9 protein-coding genes are annotated in these 14,838 nt (G+C 55.6%); 8 read left to right on the plus strand and 1 reads right to left on the minus strand.

From position 1 onward, the window contains the following. The first annotated feature begins 212 nt into the window (after positions 1 to 212). From araB to rluA, 7 genes are all read left to right on the plus strand, one after another. Complete coding sequence (gene araB, locus ABOC97_RS09715) at positions 213 to 1,919, plus strand: ribulokinase (protein WP_349596825.1); 1,707 nt, start codon at positions 213 to 215, stop codon at positions 1,917 to 1,919. 11 nt (positions 1,920 to 1,930) lie between these two features. Next, complete coding sequence (gene araA, locus ABOC97_RS09720) at positions 1,931 to 3,433, plus strand: L-arabinose isomerase (protein ID WP_349596828.1); 1,503 nt, start codon at positions 1,931 to 1,933, stop codon at positions 3,431 to 3,433. A 122-nt stretch (positions 3,434 to 3,555) separates the two neighbouring features. Further along, positions 3,556 to 4,251, plus strand: coding sequence for an L-ribulose-5-phosphate 4-epimerase (gene araD, locus ABOC97_RS09725; protein ID WP_349596831.1), 696 nt, complete (start codon positions 3,556 to 3,558; stop codon positions 4,249 to 4,251). 176 nt (positions 4,252 to 4,427) lie between these two features. Then, positions 4,428 to 5,096 carry a hypothetical protein gene (locus ABOC97_RS09730; protein WP_349596834.1) on the plus strand — a complete coding sequence of 223 codons (669 nt, stop codon included), beginning with the start codon at positions 4,428 to 4,430 and terminating at the stop codon, positions 5,094 to 5,096. 99 nt (positions 5,097 to 5,195) lie between these two features. Beyond that, positions 5,196 to 7,553 carry a DNA polymerase II gene (gene polB, locus ABOC97_RS09735; RefSeq protein WP_349596837.1) on the plus strand — a complete coding sequence of 786 codons (2,358 nt, stop codon included), beginning with the start codon at positions 5,196 to 5,198 and terminating at the stop codon, positions 7,551 to 7,553. Between the two features lie 130 nt (positions 7,554 to 7,683). Further along, entirely contained in the window at positions 7,684 to 10,590 is a 2,907-nt protein-coding gene (gene rapA / locus ABOC97_RS09740) for an RNA polymerase-associated protein RapA (protein WP_234504710.1), read from the plus strand. A 12-nt stretch (positions 10,591 to 10,602) separates the two neighbouring features. Continuing rightward, positions 10,603 to 11,262 carry a bifunctional tRNA pseudouridine(32) synthase/23S rRNA pseudouridine(746) synthase RluA gene (rluA, locus tag ABOC97_RS09745; protein WP_052283068.1) on the plus strand — a complete coding sequence of 220 codons (660 nt, stop codon included), beginning with the start codon at positions 10,603 to 10,605 and terminating at the stop codon, positions 11,260 to 11,262. A gap of 177 nt (positions 11,263 to 11,439) precedes the next feature. Here the strand turns inward: rluA and djlA are convergent, their stop codons facing one another. Beyond that, positions 11,440 to 12,264 carry a co-chaperone DjlA gene (djlA, locus tag ABOC97_RS09750; protein WP_349596841.1) on the minus strand — a complete coding sequence of 275 codons (825 nt, stop codon included), beginning with the start codon at positions 12,262 to 12,264 and terminating at the stop codon, positions 11,440 to 11,442. 183 nt (positions 12,265 to 12,447) lie between these two features. Here djlA and lptD point away from each other — a divergent pair, with 183 nt between their 5' ends. Continuing rightward, on the plus strand, positions 12,448 to 14,814 hold the full coding sequence (lptD, locus tag ABOC97_RS09755) for an LPS assembly protein LptD (RefSeq protein WP_349596844.1): 2,367 nt from the start codon (positions 12,448 to 12,450) through the stop codon (positions 14,812 to 14,814). Positions 14,815 to 14,838 lie beyond the last annotated feature (24 nt).

The following is a 14,838-nucleotide window of genomic DNA, read 5'->3' on the forward strand; positions in this document are numbered from 1 at the left end:
TAGAGAATTAATCCAGGAATGATATGCGGTCAGGACCACAACTAAAGTGTCTATAAAGACGGCAGAAAAGTCCACATTGATTATTTGCACAGCGTCACACTTTGGCAGGTAACAGCAAGATCATCCATAAGATTAGCGGTTCCTGCCTGACGGTTTTTAGCGGAGATATCTACTGTTTCACTATCACGTTTTCTTTGAGATGGAGTAACACGATGGCAATCGCAATTGGCCTCGATTTTGGCAGTGACTCAGTACGCGCCCTGGCAGTTGATTGCGCGACGGGTGAAGAAATCGCTACCAGCGTCGAATGGTATCCGCGCTGGCAGGAAGGGCGTTTCTGCGACGCGCCGAATAACCGCTTCCGCCACCATCCACGCGACTATATTGAGTCGATGGAAGCCGCGCTGAAAGGCGTGTTGGCCGAACTTTCCAGCGCTCAGCGCGCGGATGTGGTCGGCATTGGCGTCGACAGCACTGGCTCAACGCCCGCCCCGATTGACGCCGACGGTAACGTGCTGGCGCTGAAAGAAGAGTTCGCCGACAACCCGAACGCCATGTTCGTGCTGTGGAAAGACCATACGGCAGTTGAAGAGGCCGAAGCCATCACCCGCCTGTGCCACCAGCCGGGTAAAGAAGACTACTCTCGCTACATTGGCGGCATTTATTCCAGCGAATGGTTCTGGGCCAAAATCCTCCATGTCACCCGCGAAGACCGCGCCGTCGCGCAGGCCGCCGCGTCGTGGATTGAACTCTGCGACTGGGTTCCGGCGCTGCTTTCCGGCACCACTCGCCCGCAGGATATTCGCCGTGGCCGTTGCAGCGCCGGGCACAAATCCCTGTGGCACGAAAGCTGGGGCGGATTGCCGCCAGCGTCATTCTTCGACGAACTTGACCCTATTCTCAATCAGCATCTGCCCTGCCCGTTGTTTAGCGAAACCTGGACGGCGGATGTTCCCGTCGGCACGCTGACCGCCGACTGGGCTGAGCGTCTGGGACTGTCAACCAAAGTGGTTATCTCCGGCGGCGCATTCGACTGCCACATGGGCGCTGTCGGTGCGGGCGCACAGCCCAACGCACTGGTGAAAGTGATTGGCACTTCTACCTGCGACATCCTTATCGCCGACAAATACAGCGTCGGCTCGCGCACGGTGAAAGGTATCTGCGGCCAGGTTGACGGTAGCGTGGTGCCAAACTTTATTGGTATGGAAGCGGGCCAGTCGGCCTTCGGCGATATCTACGCCTGGTTTGGCCGCGTGCTCGGCTGGCCGCTAGAACAGCTTGCCGCCCAGCATCCTGAACTTAAAGAGCAGATCAAAGCCAGCCAGAAACAGCTGCTGCCAGCGCTGACCGAAGCGTGGGCCAACAACCCGTCACTCGACCATCTACCGGTGGTGCTTGACTGGTTTAACGGTCGCCGTACGCCGAACGCTAATCAGCGCCTGAAGGGCGTGATCACCGATTTAAATCTGGCGACCGATGCCCCTGCGCTGTTTGGCGGGCTGATTGCCGCCACTGCGTTCGGCGCACGCGCCATTATGGAGTGCTTCACCGAACAGGGTATCCCGGTGAACAACGTGATGGCGCTGGGCGGCATCGCCCGTAAAAACCGCGTCATCATGCAGGCCTGCTGCGACGTGCTCAACCGTCCGCTGCAGATTGTGGCCTCCGATCAGTGCTGCGCGCTGGGGGCTGCGATTTTTGCCGCCGTCGCCGCTCGCGTTCATGACGATATTCCTGCGGCCCAGCAGCAAATGGCCAGCCGCGTTGAACACACGTTACAGCCGCAGCCTCTGCAAGCTCAACGCTTTGAACAGCTTTACCAGCGCTACCAGCAATGGGCCGTCAGCGCCGAACACCATTATCTTCCTGCTGCTTCGTCGGAAAAATCCGCGACCTCCCCTGCAGCGTTGACTCATTAAAGGATACGACTATGACCGTTTTTGATAATTATGAAGTGTGGTTTGTCATTGGCAGCCAGCATCTGTATGGCGCAGAAACGCTGCGTCAGGTGACACAAAACGCGGAGCACGTGGTTAATGCCTTAAATGCCGAAGCCAAGCTGCCGTGCAAGCTGGTGCTGAAACCGCTGGGGACGCGTCCGGATGAAATCACCGCGATTTGTCGTGATGCCAACTACGATAATAAATGCGCCGGCCTGGTTGTCTGGCTTCACACCTTCTCTCCTGCGAAGATGTGGATAAACGGCCTGATCCAACTCAATAAACCGCTGCTGCAATTCCACACCCAGTTCAACGCGTCCCTGCCGTGGGACAGCATCGACATGGACTTTATGAACCTCAACCAGACCGCACACGGCGGCCGCGAGTTCGGTTTCATCGGCGCCCGTATGCGTCAGCAGCACAGCGTTGTGACCGGCCATTGGCAGGAAAAACGCGCCCAGGAACGCATCGGCGACTGGATGCGCCAGGCCGTTTCTAAACAAGATACCCGCCAGCTGAAAGTGTGCCGCTTTGGCGACAACATGCGTGAAGTTGCCGTCACCGACGGCGATAAAGTTGCAGCGCAGATTAAGTTCGGCTTCTCGGTCAATACCTGGGCGGTGGGCGATCTCGTACAGGTGGTCAACGCCGTGACCGACGGTGAAATCAGCGCACTGGTTGATGAATATGAAAGCAGCTATCGCCTGACGCCTGCCGCGCAGATCCACGGCGACAAACGCCAGAACGTGTTAGACGCCGCGCGCATCGAGCTGGGGATGAAACGCTTCCTCGAAGAAGGCGGCTTCCACGCTTTCACCACCACCTTTGAAGATTTGCACGGCCTGAAGCAGCTCCCAGGCCTCGCCGTGCAGCGCCTGATGCAGCAAGGCTACGGCTTTGCGGGCGAAGGCGACTGGAAAACTGCCGCCCTGCTTCGCATTATGAAAGTGATGTCGACCGGTCTACAGGGCGGCACCTCATTTATGGAAGACTACACCTACCACTTCGACGGTGGGAACGATCTGGTGCTCGGTTCGCACATGCTGGAAGTCTGCCCGTCCATCGCGGTCGAAGACAAGCCGCTGCTCGACGTGCAGCATCTGGGCATCGGCGGCAAGGCCGATCCGGCGCGTCTGATCTTTAACACCCAGACCGGCCCGGCAATCGTCGCGAGCATGATCGATCTTGGCGATCGCTACCGCCTGCTGGTCAATACCATCGAAACGGTGAAAACCCCGCACAACCTGCCGAAACTGCCGGTGGCAAACGCTCTGTGGAAGGCACATCCAAATCTGGAAACCGCTTCTGAGGCGTGGATCATCGCCGGTGGCGCGCACCATACCGTGTTCAGCCACGCGTTGACGCTGGACGATATGCGCCAGTTCGCCGAGCTGCACGATATTGAAATCGCCGTCATTGATAACGACACCCATCTGCCAGCGTTTAAAGACGCGCTGCGCTGGAACGAGATGTATTTCGGTTCTAAACGCTAAGCCGCTTCCCCTCACCCTAACCCTCTCCCAAAGGGAGAGGGTACCGTTGAGTGCATATCCGCCTTTCCTCCTCTCCCTTTGGGAGAGGGCCGGGTGAGGGAAATCCAGACACGGAGCAAACCATGTTAGAAGATCTCAAACGTCAGGTGCTGGAAGCCAATCTGGCGCTTCCCCGGCATAATCTGGTCACGTTAACCTGGGGCAACGTCAGCGCCGTTGACCGCGAGCGCGGCGTGCTGGTGATCAAACCTTCCGGCGTCGACTACAGCGTGATGACCGCTGACGATATGGTGGTGGTGAGCCTCGAAACGGGTGAAGTGGTCGAGGGTAAGAAAAAGCCCTCATCGGATACCCCAACCCACCGCCTGCTGTATCAAGCATTTCCCACGCTCGGCGGTATCGTTCACACCCACTCGCGCCACGCGACCATCTGGGCGCAGGCCGGGCAATCTATTCCAGCAACCGGCACCACCCACGCCGACTATTTCTACGGTGCTGTCCCCTGTACCCGCCTGATGACCGACGCGGAAATCAACGGTGATTACGAATGGGAAACCGGCGCGGTGATCGTCGAAACCTTCCGGCAAAACGGCATTGACCCGGCGCAAATGCCCGGCGTACTGGTTCATTCCCACGGCCCGTTCGCCTGGGGAAAAAACGCCGAAGATGCGGTGCATAACGCCATCGTACTGGAAGAGATTGCCTATATGGGTATCTTCTGCCGCCAGCTAGCGCCAGAGCTACCGGATATGCAGCAGACGCTGCTGGATAAACACTATTTGCGTAAGCACGGGGCAAAGGCTTATTACGGGCAGTAAATTATGGCCGTCAGAGCAGGTTCTGACGGCATAACAATCTATTTTTAAATCCCTTCCCTACCTGATTCCTGGACTTATTTAGCACAGCTAAAGCGTCGTAAAATCAACTTAATATTTAAGTTGTTACGGCATACGCTCGCTTCATATGTCTAAATACTCATATTAAGGTCTCACACATGTCTGAAGTTATGGTCTCGGAAGGAATTATTGAATCTTACTGGCTGCTAAAGGATTATTGGACCCGGGTTCGATTTGCCTATCAAACCGAAAATGGAGGCTGGAGTGATATTGACGTTGTCGCCTACGATCCTGAAACGCGTCACCTGGTTATCGCCGAATCAAAAGTACGCGGCCCTAAAAAAGCTATCTATGCCTACACCGAGCTCACTCAAGACAAATACGGCTCGCTACTTGATTATGATGGCAATAATTACTTCTCCTTCCTTAAGAATCTGCCCCGCATTTGCAGCGATGGGATCCTCTTCAAAAATTTCTCTCGGATGGTAGACAAAATCACCGTTCAATTGGTTTCTAACTACGTTATTGATCAGGATGTTATGGAAGATGCCAAAGCCGCGGTGCTCGCGCAGGTGAAAAGCATTTTGCCCAAAATGAAGTGTGAGATCGAGGTTATGCTCAATTCCACCATGGATATCATGGTGCAGGTAATTGAGCAGGAAAATGAAATGACGAAAGGGCGCCGCTATGGCAATGCCATGCTGGATATTGCCCGCGAAATGAACCGCTATGCGCACCCTGATATCAAATATGCGGGCCGCGGCGACAAAGAGGCGCTAAGAGCACAGATGATTTCTCCCCTCATTGACACATTGAAAAGGAAGTAAATACAGCTTATAACCAACCTATAAATACTGTATATAACCCCATATCCCCTGTGGCATTCATGCTATACTTGGGTAGGGTTTACTGACAAAGAGCAGAGCGTGACGCAGGCACAAGAAGGTTTTCTATTGACCCGTCACTGGCGGGATACACCACAAGGCACAGAGCTGATTTTCTGGCTGGCGACCGATAACGGCCCGCTGCAGGTCACGTTGCCGCCGCAAGAATCCGTGGCGTTTATCCCCGAATCCCAGCGTGCGCAGGTTGAACGTCTGCTACATGGCGAAAATGGCCTGCGTTTCGCTTCGCTCACGCTCAAAGATTTTCATCGTCAGTCGGTTTTCGGCCTTTACTGTCGCGCGCATCGTCAACTGATGCGGCTGGAAAAGCTACTGCGCGAAAACGGCATTACCGTCTATGAAGCCGACGTCCGCCCGCCGGAACGCTTCCTGATGGAGCGCTTTATCACCGCGCCAGTATGGGTTGAAGGCGAAAGGCGCGGCACCTCCCTTCGCCAGGCGCGAATGAAGCCAAACCCGGACTACCGCCCACCGCTGAAATGGGTATCACTGGATATCGAAACCAGCCGTCACGGCGAGCTGTACTGCATCGGCCTTGAAGGCTGTGGCCAGCGCACCGTCTATATGCTCGGTTCCCCCCCGGAGCAGCAGCCACAGGTCGATTTTCATCTCGAATATGTTGCCAGCCGCCCGCTGCTGCTGGAAAAGCTCAACGCCTGGTTTGCCGAGCACGATCCAGATGTGCTGATCGGCTGGAACGTGGTGCAGTTTGATCTTCGCGTGCTGCAAAAAAGCGCCGAACGCTATCAGGTTCCGCTGCGTCTTGGACGCGGCGGCAGCGAACTGGAGTGGCGCGAGCACGGCTTTAAAAATGGCGTCTTCTTCGCCCAGGCCGCCGGGCGGTTAATTATCGATGGTATTGAGGCGCTGAAGTCCGCTTTCTGGAGCTTCTCTTCCTTTTCTCTGGAAAATGTCTCTCGTGAATTATTGGGCGAAGGCAAAGCCATTGATAATCCGTGGGACAGGATGGACGAAATTGACCGCCGTTTCGCCGAAGATAAACCCGCGCTTGCCACCTATAACCTGAAAGACTGCGAGCTGGTGACGCGCATTTTCCATAAAACGGAAATTATGCCGTTCCTGCTGGAGCGCGCCACGGTCAACGGCCTGGCAGTCGACAGACACGGCGGCTCGGTGGCCGCCTTTAGCCACCTCTATTTTCCGCGCATGCATCGCCTCGGCTATGTGGCACCCAACCTTGGCGAAGTCCCTCCGCAGGCCAGCCCCGGCGGCTACGTCATGGACTCGCGCCCCGGACTGTATGATTCAGTGCTGGTGCTCGACTACAAAAGCCTGTATCCGTCGATCATTCGCTCATTCCTGATAGACCCGGTTGGCCTAATTGAAGGGATGGCGCATCCTGAACAGCAACACAGCACGGAAGGCTTTCTCGACGCGTGGTTCTCCCGCGATAAACACTGCCTGCCAGGGATCGTCAGTCAGATTTGGCACGCTCGTGATGAAGCCAAACGCCAGCACAACAAGCCGTTATCGCAGGCGCTGAAGATCATCATGAACGCCTTCTACGGCGTACTGGGCACCAGCGCCTGCCGCTTTTTCGATCCTCGCCTGGCATCGTCGATAACCATGCGCGGGCATGCAATCATGCGCCAGACCAAAGCGCTGATCGAATCACAGGGTTATGACGTCATTTACGGCGATACCGACTCCACCTTCGTCTGGCTTAAACGCGCCCATGATGAAGATAAAGCCGCCGAAATTGGCCGTTCGCTGGTCGCGTTTGTGAACCAGTGGTGGGCCGATGAGCTACAAAAAAGCGGCCTAACCAGCGCGCTGGAGTTGGAATTTGAAACCCACTTTTGCCGCTTTCTGATGCCGACCATTCGTGGGGCCGATACCGGCAGTAAAAAACGCTACGCCGGGATGATTCAGGAAGGTGATAAACAGCGCATGCTGTACAAAGGGCTGGAGACCGTCCGTACCGACTGGACGCCGCTGGCGCAGCAGTTTCAGCAGGTGCTCTATTTACGCATTTTCCGCAATGAGCCGTACCGGGATTTCATTCGCGAAACCATCGATAAGCTGATGGCCGGTGAATTGGACGAACAGCTGGTTTATCGTAAGCAGCTTCGTCGCCCATTAGCGGAGTATCAGCGCAATATCCCACCGCACGTACGCGCCGCTCGCCTGGCTGACGAACACAACGTGCGGCTTGGCCGTCCGCAGCAGTACCAGCAGCGCGGCAGCATCCGCTATGTCTGGACCACTAACGGCCCGGAGCCGCTGGCATATCAGCAATCACCGCTGGATTACGATCACTACCTGACAAAACAATTAGCGCCCGTTGCCGAAGGAATTCTCCCCTTTGTCGACGACGATTTTGCTACAATAGTGACAGGGCAACTGGGTCTATTTTGACAGGTGACTAACGTCTCGCCATCCAGTACCATAGCGCCCTTTCCATTCCTGGACCTCATTCACTCGCCGCCTTCCTTTAGGTGGTGGATGAATATTGCCTGCAATTTATTAAAGATAGAGCCGAACGCATATGCCTTTTACACTTGGTCAACGCTGGATCAGCGATACAGAAAGCGAATTGGGACTTGGTACTGTTGTTGCAATGGATGCACGAACCGTCACCCTACTCTTTTCGGCAACCGGAGAGAACCGTCTGTACGCCCGTAGTGACTCCCCCGTGACCCGCGTGATGTTCAATCCCGGCGACACGATAACAAGCCATGAAGGCTGGCAGTTGCTCGTTGATGAAGTTAAAGAAGAAAATGGTCTGCTGGCGTACATCGGTACCCGTCAGGACACCGAAGAAGAAAACGTGATGCTGCGCGAAGTGCTGCTCGACAGCAAACTGGTGTTTAGCAAACCGCAGGACCGTCTCTTTGCCGGCCAGATTGACCGCATGGATCGTTTCGCGCTGCGCTACCGCGCGCGTAAATATCAAAGCGAACAGTACCGCATGCCGTGGAGCGGCCTGCGCGGCCAGCGCACCAGCCTTATCCCACATCAGCTCAACATCGCCCATGACGTTGGCCGTCGTCACGCCCCGCGCGTACTACTGGCGGACGAAGTTGGCCTGGGTAAAACCATTGAAGCCGGGATGATCCTGCACCAACAGCTGCTGTCCGGTGCGGCACAGCGCGTACTGATTATTGTGCCAGAAACCCTGCAGCATCAGTGGCTGGTTGAAATGCTGCGCCGCTTCAACCTGCGCTTTGCGCTGTTTGATGATGAACGCTACGCCGAAGCCCAGCACGATGCCTATAACCCATTCGAAACCGAACAGCTGGTGATCTGCTCGCTGGACTTCGTGCGCCGTAGCAAACAGCGCCTCGAACACCTGTGTGATGCCGAGTGGGATCTGATGGTGGTCGATGAAGCGCACCACCTGGTGTGGAGCGAAGAGGCGCCAAGCCGCGAGTATCAAGCTATTGAACAGCTGGCCGAGCGCGTGCCGGGCATCCTGCTGCTGACCGCAACGCCGGAGCAGCTGGGTATGGAAAGCCACTTCGCGCGTCTGCGTCTGCTTGACCCGAACCGTTTCCACGATTTCGCGCAGTTTGTTGAAGAACAAAACAATTATCGTCCGGTAGCAGACGCCGTCGCGCTGCTGCTGGCGGGCAACAAACTCAGCAATGATGATCTGAATATGCTGGGCGAACTGATTGGCGAGCAGGATATTGAAGCGCTGCTGCAAACCGCCAACAGCGATCGCGAAGGCGCAGAAGCCGCGCGCCAGGAGCTGGTCTCCATGCTGATGGACCGCCACGGCACCAGCCGCGTGCTGTTCCGTAACACCCGTAACGGGGTGAAAGGCTTCCCGAAACGCGAACTGCACACCATCAAGCTGCCGCTGCCGGCACAGTATCAGACGGCGATTAAAGTCTCCGGCATTATGGGTGCTCGTAAAGGTGCCGAAGAACGCGCTCGCGACATGCTGTATCCGGAGCAGATTTATCAAGAATTTGAAGGCGATACCGGTACCTGGTGGAACTTCGATCCGCGCGTTGAGTGGCTGATGGGCTACCTGACCGCACACCGTTCGCAGAAAGTCCTGGTGATTTGCGCCAAAGCCGCCACTGCGCTGCAGCTGGAGCAGGTTCTGCGCGAACGCGAAGGCATCCGCGCCGCGGTATTCCACGAAGGCATGTCAATTATCGAACGTGACCGCGCCGCCGCCTGGTTTGGCGAAGAAGATAGCGGTGCCCAGGTTCTGCTGTGCTCGGAAATCGGCTCAGAAGGCCGTAACTTCCAGTTCGCCAGCAACCTGGTGATGTTTGACCTGCCATTCAACCCGGACCTGCTGGAGCAGCGTATCGGCCGTCTGGACCGTATCGGTCAGGCGCACGATATTCAGATCCACGTGCCGTTCCTCGAAAAAACCGCCCAGTCGGTGCTGGTTCGCTGGTTCCATGAAGGTCTGGACGCATTCGAGCACACCTGCCCGACCGGCCGTACCATCTACGACAGCGTTCACGGTCAACTGATCAACTACCTGGCGACGCCGGAAAACACCGACGGTTTTGACGACCTGATTAAAGCCTGCCGCGAACAGCATGAAGCGCTGAAAACACAGCTGGAACAGGGCCGCGATCGCCTGCTGGAAATTCACTCCAACGGCGGCGAGAAAGCACAGCTTCTGGCTGAAAGCATCGAAGAGCAGGATGACGATACCAACCTCATCGCCTTTGCCATGAACCTGTTCGATATCGTCGGCATCAACCAGGACGATCGTGGTGAAAACCTGATCGTGTTGACGCCATCCGACCACATGCTGGTGCCAGACTTCCCGGGTCTGCCTGAAGATGGTTGTACCGTGACCTTCGAGCGTGATGTGGCTCTGTCCCGCGAAGATGCGCAGTTCCTCACCTGGGAACACCCGCTGATTCACAACGGTCTGGATCTGATCCTTTCCGGCGATACCGGGAGCAGCACCATTTCACTGTTGAAAAACAAGGCGCTGCCGGTCGGCACCCTGCTGGTTGAGCTGATTTATGTTGTGGAAGCGCAGGCACCAAAACAGCTGCAGCTTAACCGCTTCCTGCCGCCAACGCCGGTGCGTATGCTGCTGGATAAGAACGGTACCAACCTCGCCGCTCAGGTCGAGTTTGAAACCTTCAACCGCCAGCTTAGCGCGGTAAACCGTCACACCGGCAGCAAGCTGGTGAATGCGGTACAACAGGATGTGCACGCAATTCTGCAACTGGGCGAAGGGCAGATTGCCAAAGCTGCGCAGGCGCTGATTGATGGCGCACGTCAGGAAGCCGATGAGAAGCTCAGCGCTGAACTGTCGCGTCTGGAAGCATTGAAAGCGGTGAACCCGAACATTCGCGACGACGAACTCTCGGCGATTGAAAGCAACCGTCAGCAGGTGATGGAAAGCCTGTCACAGGCGGGATGGCGTCTGGACGCACTGCGTCTGATCGTCGTCACTCACCAGTAACAGGAGCCCGCTATGGGAATGGAAAACTATTTTCCGCCACAGGATCCATGGCTGGTCATCCTCTATCAGGATGAGCACATCATGGTGGTCAACAAGCCAAGCGGCTTGTTGTCCGTGCCCGGCCGTCAGGAAGAGCATAAAGACAGCGTCATGACGCGCGTCCAGCGCGACTTTCCGCAGGCGGAGTCGGTACACCGCCTCGATATGGCGACCAGCGGCGTAATCGTAGTGGCCCTGACCAAAGCGGCAGAGCGTGAGTTAAAACGTCAGTTCCGCGAACGCGAGCCAAAGAAACAGTACGTGGCTCGCGTATGGGGACATCCGCAGCCGCAGGAAGGTCTGGTGGACTTACCGCTGATTTGCGACTGGCCGAATCGGCCAAAGCAGAAGGTGTGTTATGAAACCGGGAAATCGGCGCAGACCGAGTATGAAGTGCTGGAGTACGCGGCGGATAACACCGCCCGCGTGCTGCTAAAACCAATTACCGGGCGTTCTCACCAGCTGCGCGTGCATATGCTGGCGCTGGGGCACCCGATTCTGGGCGACCGCTTCTACGCCACACCGGAAGCACTGGCGATGGCACCCCGTTTGCAGCTGCATGCGCAGACATTAACGATTACGCATCCCGAGTTTGGTACCAGCATGACGTTCAAGGCACCGGTCGATTTTTAACGATGCCCTCACCCTAACCCTCTTCCACAGGGAGAGGGGACCATTCGAGAACATTATCAGGGGTAGCGCGGTTTGCTCACTCCCGTCTGGAGAAAGAGAACCGCGCAAAACCATTGTCGAGGTCGGCACGGTTTTCTCCCTCTCCCCTGGGGAGAGGGACCCTGCGCGCAATGGAGCTTACTTAAACCCTTTCTGTTCTTTAATCATTTCGTACGCTTTCTGAATTTCCTGCGCTTTCTGCTTCGCCATTTCCATCATCTCTGGTGGTAGCCCTTTGGCGACCAGTTTATCCGGATGATGCTCACTCATTAACTTACGGTAAGCGCGTTTAATGGTCGTCGCATCGTCGTCAGGCTTCACGCCCAGCACATTGCAGGCATCTTCAAGCGTTGGGCCACGTTGCGCCTGCTGCCATCCGCCGCCGTTGCCGCCCTGCGACTGCTGATGATAGCCACCGCCAAACTGCGCACCGCCCTGCATCATGCGCAAGAACTGATCGAACTGGGCGTTGGAAATACCCAGCTCTTCGGCAATCACGTACAGCACATCGCGCTCGTTCGGATGCAATGAACCGTCGGCAAACGCCGCCTGAATCTGGATCTCAAGGAACATCCGGATCAGGTCAAAACGACCGAAACAGACGCTACGAAACTGACGCATTTTTTCGCGCAGTGGATAATTATCCGCCTTACCTACGCGAAATGCCTGTTGAGCCGCCGTGCGAGATTCACCATGCAGATTCATACGATCCATAAACAAACTGGCAATATGAATATCCGCTTCGGTTACACGCCCTTTCGATTTGGTCAGGTGGCCCATCACTTCAAACGTGGTGGCAAAAAACAGCGACTGACGCTGCTGTTGATTGGCAAACCAGTTCATGCGACGGCTGCGCGCCTTATCAAACATGTGACCCACGAGCAGCCCGAGGACAACGCCCCAAAACCCTCCGCCCATTAATAGAGCGATGGCCACACCAATCACTTTTCCCCAATACTGCATATACTCCCCAAATCGTCATGCCAGCGGCTAAAATATGCATTATCATACCTGTCATTCAATGCCGTGCATAACACCTCTGGCGAGAACGGGCAGGATAAAACTAGCGTGATAACGATGAGTACGTTAGTCTCTGACCGTTTGCAAGCCGCAATGCTATAGATGACGGAACAACAAATACAACGTATGAAAAAACGTATTCCCACTCTCCTCGCGACCATGATCGCCAGCGCCTTGTACAGTCAGCAGGGATTGGCTGCGGATCTCGCATCACAATGTATGCTTGGCGTCCCGAGTTACGATCGCCCGCTGGTAAGCGGCAAGACTAACGAGCAGCCCGTCACCATTACCGCCGATCACGCCGATGGCAACTACCCTGAAAACGCCGTTTTTAAAGGCAACGTTGATATTAATCAGGGCAATAGCCGCTTGCAGGCGGATGAAGTTCAGCTGCATCAGAAGCAGGCCGATGGTCAGCCTACGCCTGTTCGTACCGTTGATGCACTCGGTAACGTCCACTATGACGATAATCAGGTAATTCTGAAAGGGCCTAAAGCCTGGTCAAACCTGAATACCAAAGACACTAACGTCTGGAAAGGTGATTACCAGATGGTTGGCCGTCAGGGCCGTGGCAACGCGGACGTGATGAAGCAGCGCGGCGAAAACCGTTACACCATTCTGGAAAACGGCAGCTTTACCTCCTGTCTGCCAGGTTCTAACACCTGGAGCGTGGTCGGTAGCGAAGTGATCCACGATCGCGAAGAACAGGTCGCGGAAATCTGGAATGCGCGCTTTAAAATTGGCCCGGTGCCGGTTTTCTATAGCCCTTATCTGCAGCTGCCAGTGGGCGACAAGCGTCGCTCAGGTTTTCTGATTCCAAACGCTAAATACGGTAGCTCAAACCACTTTGAGTTCTCACTGCCGTACTATTGGAACATTGCGCCGAACATGGACGCAACCCTGACCCCGCACTATATGGACAAGCGTGGCGGCGTCATGTGGGAGAACGAATTCCGCTATCTGACTCAGGCCGGTGAAGGCCTGTTTGAGCTGGATTATCTGCCATCCGATAAGGTCTATTCAAACGATCACCCGAACGATGAAAACAGCCGTCGCTGGCTGTTCTACTGGCATCATGCCGGGGTCATGGATCAAGTGTGGCGCTTCAACGCCGATTACACCAAAGTCAGCGATCCGGACTATTTTAACGACTTTGACTCCAAATACGGTTCCAGTACCGATGGCTATGCGACGCAGAAGCTGAGCGTCGGCTATGTGGTGCAGAACTTCGATGCGACCGTGTCGTCAAAACAGTTCCAGGTCTTCGACCGCGCCAACAGCAACTCCTATTCTGCTGAGCCGCAGCTGGACGTGAACGCCTATCAGAACGACGTCGGGCCGTTTGATACGCACCTTTATGCGCAGGCGGTTAAGTTCGTCAACAGCAACAGCAGCCTGCCTGAAGCAACGCGTGTGCACATGGAGCCGACCATCAGTCTGCCATTGGGCAACCGTTGGGGTAGCATCAATACCGAAGCGAAGCTGCTGGCGACACACTATAACCAGAGCAATATCGACAGCTACAATCGCGATCCAGACAACGCTAATCAGCTGGCCAGTTCGGTCAACCGCACCATGCCGCAGCTGAAAGTTGACGGCAAAATGGTCTTTGAGCGCGATGTTGAGCTGACTCCGGGCTATACCCAGACTCTCGAACCGCGGATGCAATACCTGTACATCCCGTACCGCGATCAGAGCAAAATCAATAACTACGACTCAACTTTCCTGCAGTCTGACTACTCCGGTCTGTTCCGTGACCGCAGCTACAGCGGCCTTGATCGTATTGCATCAGCAAACCAAATCACGACCGGTGTCACATCACGTATTTATGATGACGCTGCCGTTGAACGTTTTAACGTTTCCGTTGGTCAAATCTACTATTTCACCGAGTCTCGTACCGGTGATGACAACGTAAACTGGGAGAAAGACGACAAAACGGGCTCGCTGGTTTGGGCAGGTGATACCTACTGGCGCATCAGCGACAAGTGGGGTTTACGCGGTGGGATTCAGTACGATACCCGTCTGAACAACATCTCCACCAGCAGTTCAGCAATTGAATACCGCCAGGATGACGAGCGTTTAGTGCAGTTAACCTATCGTTACGCCAGCCCTGAGTATATTCAGGCTACGTTGCCAACCTACTCCACGTCCGAGCAGTATCGGGAAGGGATTTCGCAGGTTGGCGCGACGGCAAGCTGGCCAATCGTCGACCGCTGGTCCGTGGTGGGTGCCTATTACTTTGACACCAACACCCATAGCTCGGCCGATCAGATGCTTGGCGTGCAGTATAACTCCTGCTGCTATGCGATCCGCGTAGGCTACGAGCGTAAGCTCAACGGCTGGGATTACAACAGCAGCAACACTGGCGGTCGGTCCAAATATGATAACTCCATTGGCTTCAGTATTGAGCTGCGTGGTCTGAGCTCTAACTACGGTCTGGGTACCCAGCAGATGCTGCGTTCCAACATCATGCCGTACCAAAGCTCGCTGTAATGTCACTGGTTAGACACATCATCC

The sequence above is a fragment of the Kluyvera huaxiensis genome (assembly GCF_040149365.1).
In the GTDB taxonomy this organism is placed as follows: Bacteria; Pseudomonadota; Gammaproteobacteria; order Enterobacterales; family Enterobacteriaceae; genus Kluyvera; species Kluyvera intermedia_A.

What these genes read in the sequence shown, in the direction of transcription:
- araB (WP_349596825.1), top strand. Translation starts at nt 213, where the DNA reads ATGGCAATCGCAATTGGCCTCGATTTTGGCAGTGACTCAGTACGCGCC.
- araA (WP_349596828.1), top strand. Translation starts at nt 1,931, where the DNA reads ATGACCGTTTTTGATAATTATGAAGTGTGGTTTGTCATTGGCAGCCAG.
- araD (WP_349596831.1), top strand. Translation starts at nt 3,556, where the DNA reads ATGTTAGAAGATCTCAAACGTCAGGTGCTGGAAGCCAATCTGGCGCTT.
- ABOC97_RS09730 (WP_349596834.1), top strand. Translation starts at nt 4,428, where the DNA reads ATGTCTGAAGTTATGGTCTCGGAAGGAATTATTGAATCTTACTGGCTG.
- rapA (WP_234504710.1), top strand. Translation starts at nt 7,684, where the DNA reads ATGCCTTTTACACTTGGTCAACGCTGGATCAGCGATACAGAAAGCGAA.
- rluA (WP_052283068.1), top strand. Translation starts at nt 10,603, where the DNA reads ATGGGAATGGAAAACTATTTTCCGCCACAGGATCCATGGCTGGTCATC.
- djlA (WP_349596841.1), bottom strand. Translation starts at nt 12,264, where the DNA reads ATGCAGTATTGGGGAAAAGTGATTGGTGTGGCCATCGCTCTATTAATG.
- lptD (WP_349596844.1), top strand. Translation starts at nt 12,448, where the DNA reads ATGAAAAAACGTATTCCCACTCTCCTCGCGACCATGATCGCCAGCGCC.